This window comes from Roseovarius sp. MS2 (assembly GCF_051447875.1).
In the GTDB taxonomy this organism is placed as follows: domain Bacteria; phylum Pseudomonadota; class Alphaproteobacteria; order Rhodobacterales; family Rhodobacteraceae; genus Roseovarius; species Roseovarius mucosus_A.
Genome location: NZ_JBKHVF010000001.1, coordinates 2541185 through 2565098, shown reverse-complemented (window position 1 = coordinate 2565098; position 23914 = coordinate 2541185). Strand labels below are relative to the sequence as shown.

Annotated in this window: 21 protein-coding genes; 9 read left to right on the top strand and 12 right to left on the bottom strand. The window is 60.7% G+C overall.

The genetic code is table 11. The annotated features are described in order from the left end of the window. Window position 1 precedes the first annotated feature (1 nt). The 6 genes from ACLGGT_RS12605 to ACLGGT_RS12580 all read right to left on the bottom strand — a co-directional run bounded on the left by ACLGGT_RS12605 (window position 2) and on the right by ACLGGT_RS12580 (window position 6319). A complete protein-coding gene (locus ACLGGT_RS12605; RefSeq protein ID WP_437196350.1) occupies window positions 2-769 on the bottom strand; it encodes an amino acid ABC transporter substrate-binding protein in 768 nt (255 codons plus the stop codon). Between the two features lie 320 nt (window positions 770-1089). After that, window positions 1090-2604 carry a VOC family protein gene (locus ACLGGT_RS12600; protein WP_437196349.1) on the bottom strand — a complete coding sequence of 505 codons (1515 nt, stop codon included), beginning with the start codon at window positions 2602-2604 and terminating at the stop codon, window positions 1090-1092. A 20-nt stretch (window positions 2605-2624) separates the two neighbouring features. Further along, window positions 2625-3209, bottom strand: coding sequence for a glutathione S-transferase family protein (locus ACLGGT_RS12595; protein WP_437196348.1), 585 nt, complete (start codon window positions 3207-3209; stop codon window positions 2625-2627). Between the two features lie 93 nt (window positions 3210-3302). Continuing rightward, the gene (locus ACLGGT_RS12590) at window positions 3303-4136 is read right to left on the bottom strand and encodes an alpha/beta fold hydrolase (RefSeq protein ID WP_437196346.1); all 834 of its coding nucleotides are present in this window, start codon (window positions 4134-4136) and stop codon (window positions 3303-3305) included. Between the two features lie 85 nt (window positions 4137-4221). Further along, a complete protein-coding gene (locus tag ACLGGT_RS12585; protein WP_437196344.1) occupies window positions 4222-5811 on the bottom strand; it encodes an MFS transporter in 1590 nt (529 codons plus the stop codon). A gap of 256 nt (window positions 5812-6067) precedes the next feature. Then, window positions 6068-6319 (bottom strand): DUF1427 family protein, encoded by a 252-nt coding sequence (locus tag ACLGGT_RS12580; RefSeq protein ID WP_151978634.1) that lies wholly within the window; start codon window positions 6317-6319, stop codon window positions 6068-6070. A 734-nt stretch (window positions 6320-7053) separates the two neighbouring features. Here ACLGGT_RS12580 and ACLGGT_RS12575 point away from each other — a divergent pair. The 6 genes from ACLGGT_RS12575 (at window position 7054) to ACLGGT_RS12550 (ending at window position 13645) form a co-directional block, all read left to right on the top strand. Next, window positions 7054-7380 (top strand): hypothetical protein, encoded by a 327-nt coding sequence (locus ACLGGT_RS12575; protein WP_437196342.1) that lies wholly within the window; start codon window positions 7054-7056, stop codon window positions 7378-7380. 15 nt (window positions 7381-7395) lie between these two features. Further along, complete coding sequence (locus ACLGGT_RS12570; protein ID WP_081507972.1) at window positions 7396-8379, top strand: zinc-dependent alcohol dehydrogenase family protein; 984 nt, start codon at window positions 7396-7398, stop codon at window positions 8377-8379. Between the two features lie 94 nt (window positions 8380-8473). Continuing rightward, window positions 8474-8806 carry an antibiotic biosynthesis monooxygenase family protein gene (locus tag ACLGGT_RS12565; protein ID WP_219435302.1) on the top strand — a complete coding sequence of 111 codons (333 nt, stop codon included), beginning with the start codon at window positions 8474-8476 and terminating at the stop codon, window positions 8804-8806. Between the two features lie 178 nt (window positions 8807-8984). Continuing rightward, a complete protein-coding gene (locus ACLGGT_RS12560; protein ID WP_437196339.1) occupies window positions 8985-10640 on the top strand; it encodes an acetolactate synthase large subunit in 1656 nt (551 codons plus the stop codon). A 43-nt stretch (window positions 10641-10683) separates the two neighbouring features. Continuing rightward, window positions 10684-12066, top strand: coding sequence for an aldehyde dehydrogenase family protein (locus tag ACLGGT_RS12555; RefSeq protein WP_437196337.1), 1383 nt, complete (start codon window positions 10684-10686; stop codon window positions 12064-12066). 181 nt (window positions 12067-12247) lie between these two features. Then, entirely contained in the window at window positions 12248-13645 is a 1398-nt protein-coding gene (locus tag ACLGGT_RS12550; RefSeq protein WP_437196335.1) for an MATE family efflux transporter, read from the top strand. 325 nt (window positions 13646-13970) lie between these two features. Here the strand turns inward: ACLGGT_RS12550 and ACLGGT_RS12545 are convergent, their stop codons facing one another. The 5 genes from ACLGGT_RS12545 to ACLGGT_RS12525 form a co-directional block, all read right to left on the bottom strand. Continuing rightward, complete coding sequence (locus tag ACLGGT_RS12545) at window positions 13971-15359, bottom strand: aspartate ammonia-lyase (RefSeq protein WP_422002310.1); 1389 nt, start codon at window positions 15357-15359, stop codon at window positions 13971-13973. 6 nt (window positions 15360-15365) lie between these two features. Next, the gene (locus ACLGGT_RS12540) at window positions 15366-16112 is read right to left on the bottom strand and encodes an amino acid ABC transporter ATP-binding protein (protein WP_081507966.1); all 747 of its coding nucleotides are present in this window, start codon (window positions 16110-16112) and stop codon (window positions 15366-15368) included. A gap of 11 nt (window positions 16113-16123) precedes the next feature. Continuing rightward, the gene (locus ACLGGT_RS12535; protein ID WP_151978620.1) at window positions 16124-16999 is read right to left on the bottom strand and encodes an amino acid ABC transporter permease; all 876 of its coding nucleotides are present in this window, start codon (window positions 16997-16999) and stop codon (window positions 16124-16126) included. Then, window positions 16996-17739, bottom strand: a complete 744-nt coding sequence (locus ACLGGT_RS12530) for an amino acid ABC transporter permease (protein WP_008279970.1) — start codon at window positions 17737-17739, stop codon at window positions 16996-16998. Before ACLGGT_RS12530 ends, ACLGGT_RS12535 begins: the two co-directional genes overlap by 4 nt. A gap of 79 nt (window positions 17740-17818) precedes the next feature. After that, window positions 17819-18628 (bottom strand): transporter substrate-binding domain-containing protein, encoded by an 810-nt coding sequence (locus ACLGGT_RS12525; protein ID WP_219435297.1) that lies wholly within the window; start codon window positions 18626-18628, stop codon window positions 17819-17821. A 181-nt stretch (window positions 18629-18809) separates the two neighbouring features. Between ACLGGT_RS12525 and ACLGGT_RS12520 the strand changes: the two genes are divergently transcribed. Continuing rightward, the gene (locus ACLGGT_RS12520) at window positions 18810-19664 is read left to right on the top strand and encodes a MurR/RpiR family transcriptional regulator (protein WP_081507963.1); all 855 of its coding nucleotides are present in this window, start codon (window positions 18810-18812) and stop codon (window positions 19662-19664) included. A 342-nt stretch (window positions 19665-20006) separates the two neighbouring features. On the opposite strand, the gene ACLGGT_RS12515 is transcribed toward ACLGGT_RS12520, so the two are convergent. Then, the gene (locus tag ACLGGT_RS12515) at window positions 20007-21008 is read right to left on the bottom strand and encodes a helix-turn-helix domain-containing protein (protein ID WP_437196331.1); all 1002 of its coding nucleotides are present in this window, start codon (window positions 21006-21008) and stop codon (window positions 20007-20009) included. A 186-nt stretch (window positions 21009-21194) separates the two neighbouring features. Here ACLGGT_RS12515 and ACLGGT_RS12510 point away from each other — a divergent pair, with 186 nt between their 5' ends. Together ACLGGT_RS12510 and ACLGGT_RS12505 are read left to right on the top strand one after the other, a co-directional pair. Next, the gene (locus ACLGGT_RS12510; RefSeq protein WP_081507961.1) at window positions 21195-21653 is read left to right on the top strand and encodes a (2Fe-2S)-binding protein; all 459 of its coding nucleotides are present in this window, start codon (window positions 21195-21197) and stop codon (window positions 21651-21653) included. Window positions 21654-21656: 3 nt separating this feature from the next. Next, entirely contained in the window at window positions 21657-23900 is a 2244-nt protein-coding gene (locus tag ACLGGT_RS12505) for a xanthine dehydrogenase family protein molybdopterin-binding subunit (RefSeq protein ID WP_437196329.1), read from the top strand. Window positions 23901-23914: the final 14 nt, after the last annotated feature.

Here is a 23914-nt window from a genome sequence, read left to right as displayed (position 1 = left end):
ACTATTCCGCCAAAAGCGTGGTGATGTCGGACCCGAACCACTTCTCAGAGATCTCGGTCAAGGTGCCGTTCTCGCGCAAAACGACAAGTGCTGCATCGACCTTGGAGCGCAGGGCGCGGCCGTCTTCGTCATCACGGAACGGCAGGGCGTTGCGAATTTCCGAAAACGGCTGGCCAGCCAGTTGCAGCGGCAGTGGGCTTTGCTTGATCACCTGAGCCGAGGACACCCGGTCCATCACAAAGGCATCGACGCGGCCAAGTGCGGTGTCCTGCTCGATATTGCTGTCGTAGGTCCTGATCTCGACCTCACCGGCAAAAGGCAGATCGCGCAGCAACTGTTCAAAGTTCGAACCGAGGTTTACGGCCACTATCTTGCCGCGCAGATCGTCGACCCCGGCGATAGCGTCATTGCCTTTGCGCGTTACCACTTGGGCACCGTCGATCACATAGGGTTCGGTAAAGGCGAACTTCGCCTCTCGTTCTGACGTGATGGTGATTTGGTTGGCAATGGTGTCAATACGGCCCGCATCTAGCGCACCCACCAGCCCGGAAAAGGACATGGTTTCGAATTGGATGTCGAGATCGGCCACCTCGCCCACCGCATTCATGACATCAACTTCAAAACCCTGCAGGACATCTTGGCGCACAAAGGTGAAGGGGAAATAGGCGCCGGACATGCCGACAGTCAAAGTGCCGTCCTCGGCCTGAGCAGCGGCGGCAGAAGCGGCGACAAATCCGGCCAGAGTGGCGGCGCGAAGGATATAGGTCATGGCGAGAGACTCCTTGGTGTCTGCAACAGGGGCAGAGATGCCCACCCATGTGGGCAACCACAAGAGCGACCGGAAATCAGGTCCCGGCATCCCCACAGACGGGAAATATCGGAATGGACCGAGCATTTTGGCCGTAATCTTCGAAACCCGTTCCATCAAAACGACCGGAACCGCGACAAATGTCCCTGAGCTGAGATGTCGTTTCCAGCCGCAACGCGGTTGGGCATGGCGGCTATGCATCCGACGCAGGGGAGATTGGCCGCAGTGAAGTCTATGGTCTTGGGCGATGTTCCGGAGCCCCGCTTTTTCGCCTTGACCAGTCATTGGCCCGCATAGCCCAGTCCAAGCCAGTCGGCCACCTCGGCGACGTCTGCGGCGGTCAGCTCATGGCCGCTGGGTACTGTTCGGGTGTCGACCCGCGCACCCTGCGCCCTCAGATTATCGGCCAGCACTGGAGCGTAACTGTCCCGCCCATTGACCATCAGCACAAGCGTTCCAGAGAGATCCTCCGCCGGTAGCGGATCAAGGACCTGAACCGCGCGTAGCAAAACAGCACGGCGTACAGCGGACGGGTAGACCTGCATCACGGCGGCCAGAAAGTTCGCGCCGTTGGAATAGCCGAGAAAGGAAAGCCGGGTCACATCGATCCCGTAGTTGATCACCGCGTCCTCGACGAAAGCGGCGAAGGCTGCGGCTTCGCTTTGGATATCGGCCTGATCGAATGTCGTGGCGTCGAACCGGCGGAACCAGCGATTGATCTGTTCCTCGGTGGCCCGGCCACGCACCCCCAGAAGCGTCGCCTGCGGGGCGATGCGGCGCGCGATCGGCATCAGATCGGCCTCGTTTCCTCCGCTACCGTGGAGCAGCACCAGAGTAGTGCCGTCGGGCCTTTCTGGCCGGTTGAAGCGGTGCACGAAGGGGAGCTTTCGGACGGGGAGCCGCTCTTGGCCCGGCATCGAGAATTGAGGCAGCATGGCCTCGATATCTTGGGTGTGGCCCGCCACATGCGGCGGAAAGAACAGGGTCCGGCCAAGGGCATCCGGTGCTTCGTCAATGGTCATGCCCGGCCCGTCAGTAGCGTATTCCATCAGGATGCCAGCCGGATCGCGAACATAGAGCGACAGGAAGTACTTTCTGTCATGAATTTCTGTCGGCCCATGATCCAGGAGCGATTGCCGCAGGGTTCGGATGTCATCGGCATCCTTCGCCCGAAAGGCCACGTGATCGGGCACGCCGGCCCCTGCGACGGAGGGTACGAAGCCCGATGCGTCCCGAACATCGACCACATCTGTCTCTGACGTCATGCGTTGCGTCAGGCCTGTGTGTTGGGCGTACTTATAGCCGAATACTGTCAAGAACTCTGCGGTCTCTCTGGCCTTATCGGTGAGGACGGTTACGCCCCGCAAGCGTATGGGTCCCTCCAGAAGCGGAGCGGGGGTCGACAAGGCGACGCCAACCAGTTTCACGATCAGCCCATCTGGATCCCTGAGCCGTACAACCGGCTCTCCGAATTCACGCGATGGCCCCTCGAACGGGACACCCGCCGCGAGCGCCTTGCTCAGCCAGCGTTCGATGGAGGCCGGGGGAACCGCTAGTGCAATTTCCAGAACCTGACCGATGCCAGTCCGTCCGCGGCCTGTGGCCTCCCAGACGAGGAAGGTCAGAAGGGATCCGGGGCTGCCCAAGCCATCGCCGTAGATCAGGTGCAATTGCTCGGAATCCGCATAGCCCGCCGTCCGCTTGACAAGTTTGAGGCCAAGGAAGCCAACATAGAAATCGACATTGGCCTGCACATCAGCGGTGATGCCGGTGACGTGGTGAAGTCCACTCATCATTCCTCCGGCATCACCTGCGCTCACGCACTGCCCTCCCGCGCAATGATCTTTTGGACGGCGGCTCCTGCGGCGATCCTGTCACGCAGACTCTGCGCATCGGAAAAGTTCTGAAGCCCGCCTGGCAGAATTTTCGCCCCCCAACGGATCATCGGGAAAGCATAGGCATCAATCACCGATCGTCCGCCGAGATGGCGGTTCGGAATTCCGAGATGCTGAGAGGCCAGCTTGACCCCGGCCCCGACCGTTGCCTTCCGGGCTGCATCGCTCTTGTTGATTGTGTGGCGTTTGGGCATGAAGATCAGCCAGAATGAGGCGTAAAGGTCCGAGGTGAGAAAGGCAGACCAGCATTTCGCGCGGATACTATCACCGCCGGACAGTCCGGCCTCCGATAGCTTTTGCCCTAGATCATCGAGGATCGCGCCGGCCCGAGTCAATAGCCAGCCGCTGTCTTCCCGACAGGTCGGAACGGTGCCGGCGGGATTCATGGCGAGAAGCTCTTTCGAGCCGACCCTTACCTTGACCGCCTTGTAGGGTGCTCCGATCCATTCCTGCACGATGTGCGGTACCAGAGAGCAGCCAGCCGGGGCGTAGTAGACAGTGGGCATTGCGTTCCCTTTCCGGGATGAACTGTGACGTCAGAGATCACCGCGTGATCTGCGCGCATGATGGACGCAGCATACTGGCGATACCCCATCGCGTCAGGCCGAGCGCGCGAAGGCAAGAAGATCGGCATTGATGAGATCCGGATGCGTGGCAAAAAGCCCGTGTGAAAGGCCGGTGTACGACTTCAGCGTGCCATCCCTGACCAGCCAGATCGCCTTGTGGGCCGAATTCGAAATCGGCACGATCTGGTCATCCTCGCCGTGCAGGATCAGAACCGGTGCAGTGATCGCTTCCATATCCTCGCTGAAATCGGTCTCGGAGAATGCGGCGATGCAGTCAAAATGTGCCTTTGCGCCGCCGGACATGCCCTGCCGCCACCAATTGTTGATCAGACCCTGACTGACCTTCGCGCCATGCCGGTTGAAGCCGTAGAATGGGCCGCTTGGCAGATCGAGAAAGAACTGCGCTCTGTTGGCTGACAGCGCAGCGCGCAACCCGTCGAAGACCTCTGGCGGCACGCCATCCGGATTCGCATCGGACCGCACCATCACCGGCGGGATCGCAGCGATCAGCACCGCGCCAGCGACACGGCCCCGCTCGGCCCGCGCCGCATAGCGCGCAACCTCGCCGCCCCCGGTCGAATGCCCGACATGGATCACGTCATGCAGGCCCAGCGCCCAGGTGATCTCGGCAACATCGGCAGCATAGGTGTCCATGTCATTGCCGCTGTCGGTCTGGTCGGATCGCCCATGTCCGCGGCGGTCATGGGCTATGACGCGGTAGCCATGGGACAGGAAGAACAGCATCTGGTTGTCCCAATCGTCGGCGCTCAGCGGCCAACCGTGGTGAAACATGACGGGTTGGGCATCTTTCGGACCCCAGTCTTTGTAGAAAAGGCGCGTCCCGTCGGATGTGGTGACAAATGCCATGGAAAAGCTCTCTGAAGTGCAACTTGAGTTGATGGGTGGTTCGGGCAGGCAGAAGGACGTCAGGCCTTGGGCGTCTTGCGGCGTGTCATGGTGGCCGCAGCAGGTGGCGGACAACTGGCGGCTTGTCGCCCAAGTGGTATTCGTTCAGGAGGTCCTGATCCAACTGGTCGGCCCGGGTCACCCGCTCGTGCTGGCGCTGATGCTCGACCCAGCTTTCCACCACGAACGTCTCGACGATCCGCCCCGGTTCGGCGACATCTTCCCAGACATCCCATCGAATTGCCCCGTCGCGATGCCTCACAGACTTGAAACGTCGTAGGGCAAACACGAACTCGACCAGCCGCGAAGGCTCGACCCGATATTCGATTTCGATCAGGACCGGACCGCGGTCCATGCCCGGCTGCACGGAAACGACGGGGTCCGCCCAATGGTGCGAGGGCGCAAGATCGGTGCCCGAATGCTGCGGCAACCGCCAGCGGACCGCCAGGACAACGGCCAGGATCTGCCCCACGCCCGCGATCACCAGAGCCGTGGTGACGCTGGTGCCGGTGGCAAGCGTTCCCCATAGGACGCTGCCGCATGTCATCGCACCCTGAAACGTCAGTAGATAGACCGCCAGCGCCCGCGCCTTGACCCATCCCGGCGCAGCCATGTGCGCGGCAACGTTCAGCGACGTCAGCATGCCGATCCAGCCCAGACCGGCCAGGAAGAGAACGGCTCCGGCGACCCAGGCATGGCTGGCCCGCGCGAGCGCCAGCGTTGCAAGCGCGAAGAGGAGTGTCGCGGCGACAGACACCGGATTGGCGGGCACTATTGTCCGCACCCGCTTGAGCAGGATCGCACCGGCGACAGCCCCGGCACCCATGCAGCCAAGAAGCACGCCATACCCGGCTGCATCAAGACCAAGGCCGCGTCGCGCGATGAGCGGCAGCATCGCCCAGAGCGCGCTTCCGAACAGGAAGAACCCCATCGCCCGGATCAAGACAAGGCGCAGCGCAGGAGAATGGCGCGTATAGCGGTAACCGGCTTTCAGGGCGCCGAAGAAATGCTCGGGTGGCAGGGTGCGGGCGGCCTGAGGGCGCTTCCAGGTGACCAGCACAACAAGCACGCCCAGCACGGAAAGCGCGTTCAGCGCGAAAACGGCTGGAATGCCGGCTATGGCAACGATCGCCCCGCCCAGCGCCGGGCCCACCGCGCGCGAGATATTGACGCCGAGGCTGTTCAGCGCGATGGCGTCCGGTAGGGCCTGCCTGTCCACCAATTCCGGGACGATCGCCTGAAATACCGGAGCACTGAGCGCGGCCGCAATGCCTAGCATGAACGTCGCGGCGAGCAGGATGCCAGGAGAGACAAGCCCAGCCGCCGTCAGCATCGCCAGGGTCATCGCCGCAAGCAGACCAAGCACCTGCGCTGCCAGCAGCATCTTGCGCCGATCCACGATGTCGGCCAGTGCTCCGGCCGGCAGGGCAAGCGGGAACATCGGTAGCGTCGTCGCGGTCTGGACCAATGCGACCAGCAGCGGGCTGGGCGACAGCGAGGTCATCAGCCATCCGGCACCCACATCATGCATCCAGGTCCCGACATTAGAGACAATCGTCGCGATCCAGAGCGCCCGAAAGACCGGGTAGCTTAGCGGGCGGGCGCTGCCAGTATCCTCCGACATTTTCTCAAGCATTGAATTTTCCAGTTGAGGGTAAGCGGCCGGCGCTGGCAAAGACGGTCAGATCTGCTTTGGACATGAGATTTTCCATGGTTTGAACGGACGCAGGACGCGCGACGACACCCCATCAACGTTGCGGGACGTGTTGGATGACGCAGCGCCAGAAACGGATTGCCGCCAGGCCATGGCTTGCGATGAGCACTTCGGCACCTGCCGAGCGATCGAAAACCCGTCCTCCTTTTGAGCTGCGATGGACCGGATGCGTTGATCTTCAGGACGCATCTGATTTCCTCGCAGAGCTATCCCGGGTGGGAAGCGCGAAGGACTTGGCGTGCAGAACCGACTGCACGACGCTTGCATGGCCCTTGAGCCATTGAACTCCGGCCTCTCCGGCAAGCATGCCCAAGAGACCGAGCAAGGCGATTATCGGTGGTGCGGGCGAACGAACCGAAACGAGGCCATAGATCATGCCGATGACGAGACCGACAACCAGCGAAAAGATGAACGGTTGAAACTGGCTCATGAGGGGGTGCCTCCCTTAGGATCAGGTCAAGGGCAGGATATCGTGCGGTCCACCGCCACGCGGCGCAGATGCTGCCTCGACGGTGCCGATCTTGCGGCCTTTCCGCTCTGCGCGATCGGAACGCAAAGGGGGCCCTTTGTCCGGACCTCTGCCCCCGGCGTGAATCGCCGCTGCCGCGTGCGATTGACTGCAAAATCGGAGCCGTCGCAGCAAGGCCTGCAACGAGTTCTACCGGAGCAAATTGAACGGCTCGCTCAGTCTGGCCCATTGCGGTCGGGGGCCGTCAGCATCCTGTCTTTACGGAACCAAATGTCCGGCTGGCGATGATAAACGGTGGAAACCTACGATTCATGCTCGCACCACACGCGATCTTGGCGAGGTGCGCGGTTTGAGGGGAGAGGGCGTGGCCTGAGGACGTGGCCAGGACGGTCTGGCATTTGGGGCCACGCGATAGCGACGCGGAGGCACCAATTACGCTACAGGCCGCCTAGCGGTGAACCTTGGCCCCGCACTGCGAGAACAAAGGTTTCTTTACCAAAAGGTCGGTAGGTCACGCAGACAAGTCCGCAAACAAGGCACCGTATCCCCGTTTTTGCCATTTGCTCCCGCAATTCCACGCAGAATGGATAGCAAGAGCGGTCCATGCCAAGCAAGTTCAGCACCGCGCGCAAGTGATGGATTTGCTAACTTTGCTAAGCGCAGTTCGGATCCAGTGCAATCTCAGGGAATAAATCATGCCCTATCCCAACGACCTAGCATCCATGCCTCAGGACGTAGAGGTGCCGCTCGTTTTCATCGGCTTGATCAAGGTTAACCAACCCGTCTGCATGCCGCGCAGTGGTGCGCAACGCTTGGGTCCGAGTTTGGGTGAGAACGGCGCATCGAACAGCACGTGTCACCTGCTTTCCACGGTGTGCGCCAAGGAGCGCGTAGACGGCAGAATGCCGAAACGAAGTGAGTATTCGGCACTCTTCCGGGGGCATGAGTACGACCCCACACCAACCTTCAAAGCGGACGCCTTGAACCAGAAGATCGCAAATGCGCGATATCAATTCATCTGAAACTGGAGAACAATCATGCGAGCTATGAGCCTCACTGAATTCGGCGGCCCCGACGCTTTCGCTCTTTCTGAATATGAGACCCCCAAGGCCGGCGCTGGGGAGGTATTGGTCCGGGTCCATGCAACCTCTATCAACCCGCTCGATTATCAGGTGCGTCGCGGCGACTACCCCGATCTGGTGCCATTGCCTGCGATTACCGGTCACGATGTCTCAGGCGTTGTGGAAGCCGTCGGCTCTGGCGTATCGGCATTCAAGCCTGGCGATGCCGTCTGGTACACACCGCAGATTTTCGGGGGTCACGGCAGCTATGCCGAGTACCACGTCGCGAGCGAGGCGATTGTTGGTCACAAGCCGGCTGGTCTCACCCATCTTGAGGCAGCCAGCCTCAGCCTCGTGGGCGGCACGGTCTGGGAGGCGCTGTTCACGCGGGCGGGCTTGCGCCTTGGCGAAACTGTCCTTGTCCACGGCGCGGCTGGCGGCGTGGGGCATGTTGCGGTTCAGGCCGCCAAAGCATCTGGCGCGTTTGTTGTGGCGACCGCTTCGGGCTATGATGCCGACTTTGTGCGCAGCCTCGGTGCCGATGTGGTGATCGACTATCGCACCGAAGACTACGTGGCCGTCGTGAACCGCGAGACTGGCGGCGTTGGCGTGGACGTCGTCCTTGACACGATCGGGGGCGACACGCTTGAACGCAGCCCACGCGTGCTCGCACAACTCGGTCGCATCGTCTCGATCGTCGACATTCCCAATCCGCAGAATCTGATCGAGGCCTGGGGGTGCAACGCCAGCTATCATTTTGTCTTTACACGTCAGAACCGGGGGAAGCTGGACGAGCTTGCAACCCTTGTTGACCGAGGATTGTTGAAGCCGCATGTCGGCGCGGTCTACCCGCTGGCCGGCATCCCCGACGCCCACGCCCTGCTGGAGCGCCCGCGCAATGGCGTACGCGGCAAAATCGGGATCGCCGTCGTCGACGAGAATGCGTCCAGTCAACCTTGAGCCCTCGGTTAATCGCATGTCCGGCAATAGAAAAACCGGGAATAGATGCAGCTCCGTTTTCGAGAGCGCATCAGGGAACTGAAGGAGAGCTGTCATGGTTATAGAAATTGCTACCTTCCAACTGGCACCCGGAAAGGCCGAAGAGTTCTTCAAGGCCATGGAGAACGCAGCAATGCATTTGCGCAAAGCGCAAGGGTATCGCGGTCACACCGTCGGCCTTGGAGTCGAGGCGCCGGGCACGGCGACCTTGATCGTCGCATGGCGCAGCTACGCAGATCATGTCGAACACTTTGAGCCGAGTACGGCGCATGAGCAGTTTGTCGGCATTCTCGATGGCCTTTATGACGGTGAAATCAGCGTCATGCATGTCGAAGCCGAGTCGCCACAAGGCCCCGTGTCGCTGCCGATCTTTCAAAGTGAGGCTTAGATTCAAGGCAAGATTGGCACCATTGCCGCAACTCGCGCTCTGCGATCTTCGCAGCCCCATGCTACAGTATTCGGATACCTTGAAGGACCATTATGGATCGGTCGAAGCCTGACAGCTTCACAGATCGTGAGCATCTGGGTTGACCTTGGTCGAAACAATTAACAAATGGACTGAAATCATGCCCAAAGGGTCAGACCTGTTTGTCGCCGCACTGGAGAACGAAGGGGTTGACCGAATTTTCGGCGTGCCCGGCGAGGAAAACCTCGACATCGTCGAGGCCCTGCGCACCTCTCGCATCGAGCTGGTTCTGACACGGCATGAGCAGGCGGCCGCGTTCATGGCGGCGACGCATGGGCGGCTTACCGGCAGGCCCGGCGTCTGCCTCGCCACGCTCGGCCCCGGTGCCCTGAACCTTGTGACCGGCGCGGCCTATGCGCATCTGGGTGCCATGCCGATGATCCTCATCACCGGACAGAAGCCGGTGATGAGCGCCAAGCAGGCCCGGTTCCAAATCGTCGACATCGTCGCCTCGATGAGGCCGCTCACAAAGATGACACGCCAGATCCTGAGCCCCGCCGCCATTCCCGCGGCGGTGCGTGACGCGTTTCGCGTCGCGGCCGAGGAACGGCCGGGGCCCGTGCATCTCGAACTGCCGGAGGACGTCGCGGCGGCGAACGCCGAGGGCGCCAGCGTCATTCCGCGCCATTCCTACGACCGTCCGGTCGCCAGTGCCGCCGCGCTCGACAACGCGGCCAAGATGATCCTTGCCGCCCAAAGGCCCCTGGTCATGATCGGCGCGGCGGGCAACCGGCCCGCGCTGGTCGAGCCGCTGTCAGGCTTCATGGCGCGCACCCGCTTGCCGTTCTTCAACACGCAGATGGGCAAAGGCGCTGTCGATGGCGGCTCAAACCTCTATGTCGGGACCGCCGCGCTTTCCGAGGGGGACTATGTTCACGAGGCTATCGAACGCGCCGACCTGATCGTCGCCATCGGCCATGACACGATCGAAAAGCCACCGTTCCTGATGAAAAACGATGGCGGACCCAGAGTTGTCCATGTCAGCTATGAGTCCGCGACGGTCGAACAGGTCTACCATCCGGATATCGAGGTGATCGGCGACATTGGCGCGTCTGTCAAAGGCCTTGCAGAGCGGCTGGAAGGCAGAGTGTCACCCGACGAGGGAATGCTCCAATTGCGCCAGAGGATTTTGGCCCGGCTCAACGATCGCGCTGAAGAAAATCGCTTCCCGGTGACGCCTCAGCGTCTTGTGCACGAGGTTCGCCGGGTCATGCCAGAAGACGGCATCGTCTGCCTTGACAACGGCATGTACAAGATCTGGTTCGCCCGCAATTACCGCACCCATGTGGCCAATACGCTGTTGCTCGACAATGCGCTCGCCACAATGGGGGCGGGACTTCCCTCGGCGATGATGGCAGCCATGCTTCACCCCGAGCGCCGCGTGATGGCTGTCTGTGGCGATGGCGGGTTCATGATGAATTCGCAGGAGATGGAAACAGCGGTGCGGCTTGGGCTGAACCTTGTCGTGGTGATCCTCAACGACAGCGCCTGCGGGATGATCCGCTGGAAACAGTCGGTCGACGGTTTTCCCGATTTCGGCATGACCTTCGGCAATCCGGATTTCGTGCGCTATGCCGAGGCCTACGGCGCGAAAGGATCGCGCGTAAGTGCGGTCGAAGACCTTTTCCCGGTACTCGAAGCTGCCTTTGAGGGCGGCGGGGTCCATCTGGTCGATGTGCCGGTCGACTATTCAGAGAATACCCGCGTTCTGGTCGACGAATTGCGCAACCGCACACCCGATGTCGAATGTTCATGACCCGTCGCAGAACGCAGACCCCTGAGATGCGAGGAGATCGGAGATGTTGACTGTCGTGCAGGCCTTTGATCGTGCACCGATCGCCCAGATCGAAACCGACGATGCCGCCGCGCTGGAGCGCAAGCTTCAAGCCGCCAGCCGCGTGTTCGGGGATCGCGATGGCTGGCTCAAGCCGCATCAGCGGGTCGCGATCCTGCGCAGGCTGGCGGTTCTGATGGAGGGCAGGCGCGACCATCTTGCCATGCAGATCGCGCGCGAGGGCGGCAAACCTCTGCCTGATGCCATCGTCGAGACCAATCGCGCCATTGATGGCATTCAAAACGCCGCTGACGAACTGCGCACCTCCGCTGGCCGGGAAATCCCGATGGGGCTGTCAGCGGCGGCGGACGACCGCTGGGCCTTTACCACAAAAGAACCCATCGGCATCGTCGCGGCGATTTCCGCATTCAATCACCCGCTGAACCTGATCGTGCATCAGATCGCCCCAGCCATCGCGACCGGCTGCCCCGTCATCGTGAAACCGGCAAGCGCAACACCGCTGTCCTGCCTCGACGTCGTGGCGCTGGTCCACGAGGCTGGCCTGCCCGAACCTTGGTGCCAGACCTTCGTCACTAATGACATTACGCTCGCCGAGAAGCTGGCGACCGACAGCCGGGTTGCCTTCCTGAGTTTCATCGGCTCGGCAAGGGTCGGCTGGTCCCTGAAGGCCAAGCTCGCGCCGGGAACACGCTCGGCGCTGGAACATGGCGGTGCCGCACCAGCCATCATCGACCGCAGTGCCGATCTTGGCAAGGTCATCGAACCGATTGTCAAAGGTGGATACTACCATGCCGGTCAGGTCTGCGTATCGACACAGCGCATCTACGTTCACAACGATATCGCCGACGATTTCACGCACCGCTTGGTCGCCCGCGTCGGCACGCTGCGCACGGCCGATCCGACCCTTGAGGATACCGAGGTCGGACCGCTGATATTGCCGCGCGAGGCCGACCGTGTCGCAGATTGGACCCGCGCGGCGGTGTCAGGCGGGGCGGTCCTCGCGACCGGAGGTGAACGCCTGTCCGAAACCACCCTGAGCCCGGCGGTGCTGCTGGATCCGGCCCATGACGCGAAGATGTCCATGCTGGAGGTCTTTGGCCCCATTGTCGCGGTCTATCGCTACGATGATCTCGACGACGCCATTCGCCGCGCCAACGCGCTGCCGACGGCCTTTCAGGCCAGCATCTTTGGACAGGACATCGACGTCGCCCTGCGCGCGGCCAACCGCCTTGATGCTTCGGCGGTCATGATCAACGATCCGACGGCCTTTCGGACCGACTGGATGCCTTTTGCGGGCCGCAGGGAATCCGGATACGGCACCGGTGGCATCCCCTTCACGATGCAAGACATGACACAGGAAAAGATGATCCTGATGCGCAAGAGTTAATGGAAAACAGCCCCAAAACAACGCTGCCCGAGGCGGCATGTTCACCGGCACGCAGGAAAGCCCGCCCTGCTTCCCCAATTGTCTGCCCGTACGTTTGCACAAGGACGGCGCTTTTGACGCGGCTTGTGAGCGTCCGGTCAAGTTGCGCTTAGTCTGATCTGATCACGCATGGAGCAGTCTCATGGTTGAAGTCGTCGCCCGGTTCGTAGAAGGCAATATGATGCGGCATGTATCGACCATGTCGCTGACGTCGAGTATCGGCTTGATGGCGATTTTCGCCGTAGACCTTATCGACCTGTTCTTCATCTCCATGCTTGGGCAGGACGCGCTTGCCGCAGCGGCCGGGTATGCCAGCGTGGTGATGTTCTTCGCGAGCGCGATCAATATCGGGCTTTCGATTGCAGCAGGCTCACTGGTGGCCAATTCGTTGGGAGCCGGCAAGACTGTTCCCGCACGAGAGCACGCGTTCAGTGCCAGCATATTCGCCATTGCCTTCGGACTTCTGATCCCCCTGTTGGCGCTGCCTAATCTGGGCTATCTGCTGGGGCTTCTCGGCGCCTCCGGTGAGGTGGCCGACCGCGCAGCGGATTACCTGTGGATTATCCTGCCGGCCACCGTCTTTTCCGGGTTGGGCATGACCACGGTGGCGGTGCTGCGGGCCTATGGTGACAGCAGGCGCGCGATGTTTCCGTCTTTGACCGGGGCGATGGTCAACGGGGTGCTCGACCCGATCTTTATCTTCACGCTGGGGCTGGGCCTTGAAGGGGCAGCCTGGGCAACTGTTGCGGCAAGGTTCGCCACCATGCTGATGGCGCTGTGGCCAACCATCCGGCTTTACAATGGTTTCGCAATCCCGCGCATCGGTTGTTTCCTTTACGATATCCGCGAGGGCATGCAGATCGCGCTTCCAGCCATCTTGGCCACCGTCGCCACGCCGGTTGGCACTGCCATTGTCACCCGCGAGATGGCCAAATACGGGACCGATGCGGTGGCCGGCATGGCGGTGATCAACCGGATGTCTCCGGTCGTGTTCGCAGTAGTGCTTGCGCTGTCGGGTTCGATCGGGCCGATCATGGGGCAGAATTTCGGGGCCGGGCGGCGTGACAGGGTGCGGGGAGCCTTCTACGACGCGGTCATCTTCTCGGCGATCTACGTCCTGGTGGTCTCGATCATCCTGTTCCTGTTTCGGGGCCAGATCGCCGATTTCTTTGGAGCCAAGGGCGAGGCACGGGAGCTGATCCTTCTGTTCTGCTGGCCATTGGCGCTGGCCAGTTTTTTCAACGCGGTGATCTTCGTGGCCAGTGCCTCGTTTAACAACCTCGGGCATCCGAGTTATGCGACTTGGATAAACTGGGGACGCCAGACGCTGGGCACCCTGCCGCTGGTGGTGATCGGCGGGGCGCTGTACGGGGCGACGGGGGTGCTTATTGGACAGGCGGTCGGCGGCATCATCTTTGCCTTGATCGCGGGATGGCTGAGCCTTTGGATGATCACCGAGCAGGCGCACCCGCTAAAGCAGCTGAAGTGTCGGTTCCAATTGCAACGGCGCATGCACGAGATGTATCAAGAGGTAGGGTGAGCCGGTTTTCCCTGCGTGGGAAAAATGTCGGGGCCCTGCGCAAATTCCGGTTCGGCGCGCTCATAGTCGCTGGGGCTGCCAATGTCGTTTGATGCATTTCGAAATTTTCGATGATTTGAAAGCAGGCTCAGGCTGGACCTATTTATGCTGCAAATCGCAGATAGAAAAACACCGCAAACAGGATAACGGGTTTCGGATAACATGTGCCTTTGAAAGCAACCATCGTGCTATCCAGCTATAGCTGCGGGCTGATCTTCTGACGCGATGCGCCCGCAACACCAACAGCACCCCTAGGACCTTTGCGACAGAACCCTTGTGGCGGCTGTCAGTCCGCCGGAACCGACGCATGGCGCAGAACATCGCGAATATCAGTTTTGGACAAAAGACCGTCTTCAACAGCGATATCGGCCAGCGCCTTGCCCTCAGCGAGCGCCCGTTTGGCCATGGCCGAAACACGTGTATACCCCAGTTCTTTGAGGAAAACGGTTGAGACGCCGAAGGATTGCGCGAGGTTGAGATAGCTGCGGTCCTCATCCACCTCCAGTCCGACGATGCAGCGCGCCGCAAAGCGTTGGGCGGCGGCGGTGATCAACGCCATCTGCTCAAAGAGAGACAGGGCGATCAGCGGTTCGAAATGGTTGATCTCCATCTGGCCAGACTGCGCGGCGATGGCGATGGCGGCATCATGGCCATGCACGCGCATCCAGACCTGTTGGACGGTCATGGGGATCACCGGATTGACCTTGCCTGCCATGATCGACGAGCCGGGTTGCACAGGCGGCAATCGCAATTCGCCCAAGCCCGACGCGCCGTCGCTGCCAAGGATCACTAAATCCGCGGCAAGCTTGGCCATAATAGCAGAAAGATTGCGCAGTTCTGCCGACAGGCGCACAAACCCGTCGGCGGCATGCATGGCATCGAATGAGTCCTCCGCCAAACGGATTTCCATGCCGAACACCTCTGACAGAGCAGGGGCAATGGCGCGGCGATAGCCCGGAAATGCGCCAAGACCTGTCCCGATTGCGGTGCCGCCCATCGGGACGGTGCGCAGGGCCTCAACAGCGCTTTGCACAGCCGTCAATGCGCGTGACAGGGCGCTCGCGTGACCCAAGAAATACTGCCCCCATGTCATCGGTTGGGCCGCCTGCATGCAGGTCCGTCCCGTGCGCAACATGTCCTTGGTTTCATCAGCCTTGACGCGCAGTGCCGAAATCAAGGTTTCTATTTCTGCGGCAAGGGACGGCCCTGTCAGAACACAGGCCAGCTTCACCGCTGTCGGTAGGGCATCATTGGTGGACTGGCTGCAGTTGACGTGATCGTTGGGATTGACGCGCACATAACATCCCGGTTTGTCGCCCAGGATCTGGCCCGCACGGTTTGCGATCACCTCATTGAAATTCATATTGGTGGATGTGCCCCCCGACCCTTCTAGAAGGGCTGTGGGGAATTGATCGGCATGACCGCCAGCCACGATCTCGTCACAGGCGGTGATGATGGCATCTGCCACGTCTGATGCCAAAGCACCCACCTCTTGATTGGCCATAGCTGCCGCGCGTTTGACCAGCGCCATAGCGCGCATGAAATCAGGATAGGCCGAGAGAGGCAGCCCCATACCGGCAAAGTTTTCCAATGCGCGTGCGGTATTGGACCCATAGAGCGTGTCATCAGGCAACTGGACGTCGCCAAGACTGTCGGATTCAGTGCGATAAGTCATGAGCGCCTACAGGATCTGAGCAAGGAATTGCTGTGTGCGGGGGTCTTGAGCGTTGTCAAAGAAGGTCGCGGGTGGGCCGGACTCTACGATCACCCCGCGATCGGTGAAGTAAATGCAATCTGCGATCTCGCGGGCAAAGCCCATTTCATGCGTGACGAGGATGCAGGTCATGCCATCTGCTGCAAGGTCCTTGATCGTCGTAAGAACCTCTTTCACGGTCTCGGGGTCAAGCGCGGCGGTCACCTCGTCAAACAGCATCACGTCGGGGTTCATGGCAAGCGACCGCGCGATTGCAACGCGCTGTTGTTGGCCCCCGGACAACTCGCCGGGGTAGGCGTCTTCCTTGCCGTTCAAACGGACCTTGGCAATCAGCGCCCGCGCGCGTTTTTCAACCTCTGCGCGGTCTTGGTTGAGCACTTTAATTGGTGCCATCATCACGTTTTGTAAGGCGGTCTTGTGCGGGAAAAGATTGTATTGCTGGAACACCATCCCGACCTTCTTTCGTAGGGCGAGTTTGTCCAGCTTTGGGTCGTTGACCTCTAACCCCTCCACGGTGATCGAGCCTGCCTGAATGTCGTTCAGCGCATTGATGCAGCGGATCAGGGTCGATTTTCCCGAGCCCGACGGCCCGATGATACAGACCACCTCGCCTTTCATCACGTCGAGCGAGATACCTCTGAGCACTTCGACAGCGCCAAAGGATTTGTGCACGTCTTTCAACGACACGATTGGCTGTTGGGGGGTCCAGGTCATGGAAGCCTCACTCATAGTTTCACCGAGTATTTTCGTTCCAGAACGCGCGTCAAAGAGCTGATCGGGTAACAATAAAGGAAGAACCAAGACAGAATATAAAGGTACATCGGGATCAGAAGATCAGCGCGCCCTTCAGCACTCAGCGCAGCGCGCGTCAGGGCCATAACATCATCAACCCCTATGATGGACACCAGCGGCGTCGCCATCGTTAGGACCGCGTAGAGGTTCATCCAAGACGGCAGCACGCGCTTGACGGTTTGTGGAAGAATGATGTTCGTCAGGGTCATCCGGCGGCTGAACCCCAAGGATTCAGCAGATTCCCATTGGCCCGTCGGGATGGACAGGATCGCACCCCGCATGAATTCCGACGTATAGGCCATCACGGGCAACGACAGGCCGATCACAGCCTTGATCCAGCCGGGAAACGGGATCTTCACGCCGAAGATCTCGAACTGGAATGGGATCAGCAGGATGCAATAGAACAGAAGGACAAGCCAAGGCGAGTTGCGGAAGAACTGTGTGACAAGCCATGCAGACTGCCGTATCGGACGGATCTGCGACACCTGCAGAACACCCAGGAACACCCCCATAATTGTCCCGATCAGCATCGACAGAACGGAAATCAGGACGTTAAAGCCAAACCCTTTGGCCAAGGTGGGTGTCCATTCCAAAAGGATCATGAGGATCGTGCGTTCGTCTGGCGTTGCAAGCTGGGCAAAGGCGGGACCGATCAGCACGGCGGCCAAGGCCAGCACAAGCGCTGTGAGCGTCCAGAGATTGAAGAGCCGATCCGCAAGCGGCAACCCATCGGCGCGCAGGCGCATGGGCAGCATCACCGGCATGTGGCCGCGAACCTTGGGTTTCAGATGTGGGGAATACATGGTCATTCTCCGTATCCGGGGATGCGCAGCGCCTTTTCCCAACGATGCAGGACCCAGACCAGGATGGCGACCAGACCCACGTAGGACACCAGCAAAACGTTCATCATCTCGCGCACGTTCAGATCCTCGGACCAGATTTGCGCCGAGACATAAAGCAGTTCCGGCACGGCAATCGCATAGGCGAGCGTTGTGGTCTTGACCAGGTTCACCAGATTTGTCCCAAGCGCCGGCAATGAGACGCGCACCGCCAGCGGCAGCACGATATCGGTATAGATTTGCAGGCGCGTATATCCGAGCGCCTCGGCGGCCTCTACCGTGGAACGCGGCACGGCCTCGACCCCTGCGCGAAAGATTTCCACATTCAAAGCGCCCGCAAACAGCGACAGCGAGATGATGGCCCATCCGAAATTGCTAATCAAAGGCTGCGGCAAACCATTCTCGCCGGTGATCCGGAGCACCGTGCCGATGGCAAAGTAAAAGAAGTAAAGCTGAACCAGTGGAGGTGTGTTGCGAAAGAACGCGACAAAAAGCCCGACAGCCACCCGTAACGTGCGTGACGGTGCGCCTTGGACAGCGGCCCCCAGAACGCCCACAACCAGCGACAAAAAGATCGACACGACCGAAAGTTTGATCGTCATCCAGAGGCCAGAAACATAGCGACCGCGATTGTAATCGTCGCTGACCACGGCAAGGTTCAAGAACCAGTCGGGGCGCAGCCAGTCGATAAGGGGGTTAACAAAGTCCATCGGATCGGATCACCTCTGTCGCAGCGCAAAGAGATGCCCGGCAGAGACAGGCGCTGCCGGGCAGTTCAGCAAGGACAGGTTATTTCAACCTGTCGTGCTCTGCCTGCAGGAACGGGCTGGGCGCGATGCCATTTGCGGCGTTCCGTTCGATCAGATAGCCGGATTTGTGCCAATCGGTGACGATCTCGCTCATCAATTGACCATAGGGTTGGTCAAGCTCTTCCAGCGGGACTGCGATGGACCATGCCTGCGGATCTTCGGTTGGGAAAGGCATTTCAAACTCGGCCCATTGTGCGTCAGAGGCCAGTTGCGATTCGATCCACGTATTGTCGTAGAGAAAGGCGATGCAGCTTCCGTTCAAGAGTGCCGCAGTCGCCTCTGGAATGCCTGCAAAAGCGACCAGATTGGGGCCATAAAGTTGCGTGACTCGCTTGTTATAGTAAGAGCCTTGCAGCGCGCAAACGTCTGCGCCCTTCAGATCTTCCCAATTCTTGAGACCCGCGGCCTTGGGTGCCAGAACATTGGTGCCGCCGGCGTAGTAATTCGGCTCGATCATGCCGATGACTTGACGCCGCTGTTCGTTATCGCCCATCGTTGCGATGATCAGGTTGATACGCCCTTGTTGCAGGAATTCCATGCGGTTAGACGCGACCACCGGGACCAGCTCGACGTCGACCCCCAGCCGCTCGGCGACATCCTTGGCCAGGTCGATCTCAAGACCCTGCAACTCGCCGTCAGAGGTCAGATACCCCCAAGGCTTGTAGTCCTGCTTGACGCCAACGACGATCTTTCCGGCATCCTTGATATCTTGAAGAGCGTCGGCCATGGCGGCGGTGCTGGTCAAGGTGGCCACAACGGCGGTCAGTGCAGCTTTAATATAAGTCCTCATTCCACTCTCCTGTTGTCTGGTGCCAACACGTCTTGCGTGCTGCTTCGGAAGTGATGAAGTTTTGCCTCTGACGAGTCCAGAAAAAAATTGCATTTGTTATTTTTTACAAAGAAAAATTACACTTGCGCCAATTCAGTCTCCGCATAACACTGCGGGTGCCGAGGTAAGAGGTTTGCCGGTTATGAAAATTGACGAAAAGTTAACCCAAGCGTTGCCAAACCTGCCGCGCAAGTTGGCCGTCGCGGCCCGCTATGTGCTTGATAACCCAGAGCGGATTGCAGTGGATTCGATGCGCTCTGTGGCTCAGGCCTGCGGTGTGGCCGCCCCGACGATGCAACGACTTGCGCAACATATGGGATATGAGGGCTACGATGGGTTTCGACAGGACTTTCAGAAACTGTTGATGGGGCGCGGCTTTGGGGCGCGGGTTGACGCATTGCGCAGCACCTTTCAGAGTGACTCATTGGCTAAACTGGTCAGTCACATGACAGAGGCCGCTCAGAATAACATCGCAGAGGTTGCCGCGCATCTTGAGCCAAAGGAGGTTGCGGCCTTTGTTGCCGCTGTCCGTCGCAGCGGGCGCACCTATGTGATTGGCGCAGGCTCCATGTATTGGGCAGCTGGTATGATCGAGGCAACCGGACGACTTGCGGTGCCCGATCTGGTGTCTTTGCCTGCAGGCACCGTGGCGGCGAGCGAGCGTATTTCGACAATCTCCAGTAGCGATACTGTGCTCGCACTCGGAATCGCGCCCTATTGCGCCCAGACAATTGACGCCATGCAATATGCACGTCGCGCGAGTGCGTCAGTTTATGCCATCACCGACAGGCCCAGTTCGCCATTGGCACCCTATGCTGACGGGCTCTTTCTGGCACCGACGGCAAGTCCGCATTACTTTCCGTCAGCCATCGCTGTGCAACTTGTCGCAGAAATTCTATTGGCGGCCTGTGCCGCAGCCAGCGGTGACGCCTCACGGCATCGGCTTCGGCAATTGGATGAAATCCGACGCTCCAGCGGTGCCTATCTCGACGAGTAGCGCAACGACCAGTCTCGATACTGCGCCCCGGTCGAATTCCGTTTTGATTCTGATCCGCACGTCATCGTCAGTTGGCTCAGGAACCACGCGAGCAAAGGCTGTGCCAAACTTGAACCGCCAGTTTCACGCATCAGACCTGTGTCGCGTCACCGGGCAAGCCGCTTGTGGCGCTCGGGTCATCAAGGTCATTCGGCAAGGCTCGACCCATGAAGGCAAATAATGGGAAATAAAGCCTGATGGTTACGCGGCATGTCCATGTTGCACTGTCTCGCCCCAGAGACGCGATTGCGCCATCAAATCGATCACCGGCGGCGGCCTTGCTTAATGTCACCAAACCCGTGTTCACCCACGGCGTCTTGCCTGACGAAAGGCACCGGGTGCCTGGCCTGTCCACCGCCGGAAGCTTCTCGAAAAGCTACTGGCATCGCGGTAGGCCAATACAAGTGCGATCGCGTCAACGCCAAGGGTTGTCTTGGTCAGATACCTAATCGCAATATCCTGCCGTGTCGCATCTAACTCTGCTTGAAAAGACGTCTTTTCCTGCCGCAGGCGGCGTTGCAGCGTGCTGCGGCTGATCCCAAGAGAGATGGCAACGTCTTCGGCACCTGTGCGCCCAGAGAGCATCAGATCGGCCAATGCTGCCCGCACCCGCGCGGCGGCGGGCAAAGGATCATTCTGGGCCGCCAGCTGTAGCTTCAGGTCTGCCTCTACATCCGCCCAAAGGGCGGGGTTTTCGGAAATGAAACGGCGTTTCGCGTCCTCAGGCGAAAAGGTGACAAAGGTTGTAGCCGACCGCTCGGGCATGATCCCCAGATGGCTCGCGATCTGTCGCCTTTCCTCTTCTGAGCCGTCGAACCCCGCCGCAACCGGGCAAACAAAATGAGCGGTGGCCCCCCGAATGTTCTCCAGCATGCAGACAAGCTGCAAGGCGCCAAGGCTGGGTGGCATCGGACTATGGATATCGACGCTGTCATACTCTGCGCGCAAGAGCTGGCCATCCTTGAACACCTGCATCCGGGTCGGACCCAGCAGGGACTTGAATTGTGCCAGGCGCGTCAGGCCAGTTTCCAGGTTTGGGGCACAGGAAAGGGTGAAAAAAACCGGGATCACCGGACCCCGGGAAATCGCGACCCCCAGATAAGGGACGAAATCGCGACGGGGCGAGAGACGTGCAATGGTGTTCCAGGCGTCGAAATACTGGCCAGCCGTCACGCGCAATTCGCTGCGGTCCTGCGCAAGTTTGGACAGACCTGCCGTCTCGAGCATCACCTGCGGATCGATGCCAAGGATCCGGCAAGACACGTCGGTTCCCATGAAAAGGGAATAGGTCTGTGGGCTGTCCATCGGCTTGGTCCTTGAGGAGTTGGCCATTTATGCCACGGGGGAAAGACCAAGACCATATCCGCAGGGCCGTCTGACCCGATTTGCCAGTGATTGACCACATCTGCATGTCGCTCTTGCTAAGTGCTGGATTTACACTCTCAGGGCGCGCGGTGTCACGCCACGTCCACGAACCGATTGGAGTGAAACATGCTACTCACGGTGAACGGTAAAAGTCATGATGTTGATTTACCATCTGACATGCCCCTTCTTTGGGTTCTGCGGGACGGGCTGAACGTAACGAGTGTGAAGTACGGATGTGGCATCGCGCTCTGCGGTGCTTGTACGGTCCATATTGGCGGCGATGCCGTGCGCTCCTGTCAGGTGTCCTTGGGCGATGTCTGGGCAGACGTCACAACGATCGAGGGGCTGGGAAGGCCCGGCGCTCTGCATGCGGTGCAGGCGGCATGGATCACGCATCAGGTGGCGCAATGCGGGTACTGCCAATCCGGCCAGATCATGCAGGCCGCCGATCTTCTGGCCCGCAATCCCGAGCCATCCGATGACGATATCGACGCCGCGATGTCGGGCAACCTGTGCCGCTGCGGGACCTACCCGCGCATCCGCGCCGCTGTCCACGCCGCAGCCAGCGCGATGCGGGAAGTGTGAGGGATGGGCCGCGCCAGAACCATCGCCCGCCGCAGCTTCCTGATCGGGTCCGCCGCCATTCTGGGCGGGGTCGCCTTCGGGGCCTATTTCGTGTCTCGCCCGATCGCTAATCCTTTGCTTGACGGTCTGGCACAGGGCGAGGCCGCATTAACCCCTTTCGTCAAGATCACACCGCAAGGCATCACATTGATCGTGCCGCGCGCCGATGTGGGCCAAGGCATCGCCTCGACCCAAGCCATGCTGATTGCCGAGGAGTTGGACATCGACCCGGCCACCGCCACGCTCGACCCCGGCCAGCCACATCAGGCCTATTTCAACGGCGTCATCGTGGGTGAAAGCATGCCCTTCCCGGCATGGGAGCATGGGGCGGTGGCCAACACTATGCGCGACGTGATGAGGAACGTCGCACGCCTGACCGGCTCTCAATTCACCGGCGGTTCGTCATCGGTTGCCGATCTGCACGAAACCCTGCGCCTCGCTGGTGCCACTGCCCGCGAAACTCTCAAGGCCGCTGCATCGGCGCGCACGGGCGTGCAGCGCGCCGACCTGCGGACCGACGACGGGCAAGTTGTTTTGCCAGACGGCACCCGCATTCCCTACACTGCTCTTGCCGGCGAGGCGGCGGCCATCGCGCCTGTCACCGACGTAACGCTGCGCCCTGCCTCCGACTGGACGCGCTTGGGCAAACCCTATCAGCGCCTCGACATCGTTGCGAAATCAACCGGCACGCAGGATTATGGCATCGACGTGGTGCTGCCCGGCATGCTGCACGCCACTGTGCGCGCGAACCCGGGGCGTGGTGGGGCCATGGCGGGTTATAACGCCGATGCAGCGCTTGCGATGCAGGGCGTGCGCGCGGTCGTTGCGGTGAACGAGGGGCTGGCGGTCATTGCCGACAACACTTGGTTCGCGTTTCAGGCGGCGCAGGCGCTAGAGGTCGATTGGCTGCCCCCCGACCATCCCGCCAGTTCCGCCGAGATGTGGCAGGCGCTGTCAGCTGCCCGCACTGACGCGTTTCGCAACAGCCGCCTGCGCGAAGACGGCGATGTCGAGGCGGCGCTCGCCGGGGCCACCGTGATCGAGGCGGAATACCGCACGCCCTTCCTCGCCCATGCCGCGCTCGAGCCGCTTAGCGCGACGGTGCTGGTCGAAGCGGACAGCGTGCAGATCTGGACTGCAACGCAGATCCCCGCCGTGGTGCGCGATGCGGCGGTGGCGCTGACCGGCCTCGATCCGTCGCAGGTCACACTTCATGCCCTGCCCGCAGGCGGCAGTTTCGGTCGCAGGCTCGATCATGACTATGTGGTGCAGGCGATCCAGATCGCCGCAACCATGCCCGGCACGCCGATCAAGACCACCTGGAGCCGAGAGGAGGACATGACCCATGACTATCCCCGCCCCCTGCACATGGCCGTTGGCCGGGGCGCGGTGGGGAATCGCCGGGTGCTGGCCTATGATCTCGACAGCGTCAGCCCCTCGCTCATCTTGTCCTGGTTCGGGCGCATCTCCAGCGTGCCGCCGGGGCCCGACACGATGCTGGTCTGGGGTGCCTTCGACCAACCCTATGCCATCCCCAACTATCGCGTCACCGGCTATGCCGCGCCGCAGATGATACCGGTCGGGTCGTGGCGCTCGCCCGGGGCCTGCTCCAATACCTTCTTTCACGAAAGTTTCCTGTCCGAACTGATCCATGCCGCCGGTGCCGACCCCTTGGAGGAACGGCTGCGCCTGATCGCCGACCCCGATAGCCGCCGCGTGCTCGAGGCGGTGGGCGAGATGGCGAACTGGGCGGGCGCTGACATCGGGCCGGGGCGCGGGCGCGGCGTCGCCTTTGCGCATACCCACGGGGTGCCCGTGGCCGAGGTTCTTGACGTGACCCTGACCGAGCGGGGCATCCGCATCGACGAGGTCTGGATCGCCGCCGATTGCGGCACCGTCTTTGACCCCGCGAACGCCGAGGCGCAATTGACCGGGGCCGCGATCTTTGGCCTTGGCCATGCGATGAACTGCGAACTGACCTACGAAAACCACGCCGTGCAGCAGACCAATTTCGATGCCTTCGAGGGAATGCGCCTGAACCAGACGCCGCGCTTCCACACGCAGCTTTTGGGGCGCGCCGAGCGGGTGCGCGGTTTGGGCGAGCCCGCGACCGCGCCAGCCGCCCCTGCCCTCGCCGATGCAATCTTTGCCGCGACGGGCCGACGCTTGCGCGAAATGCCGTTCAGCAAATTCATCAGTTTCGCATGAAAGCGCTCATGCCC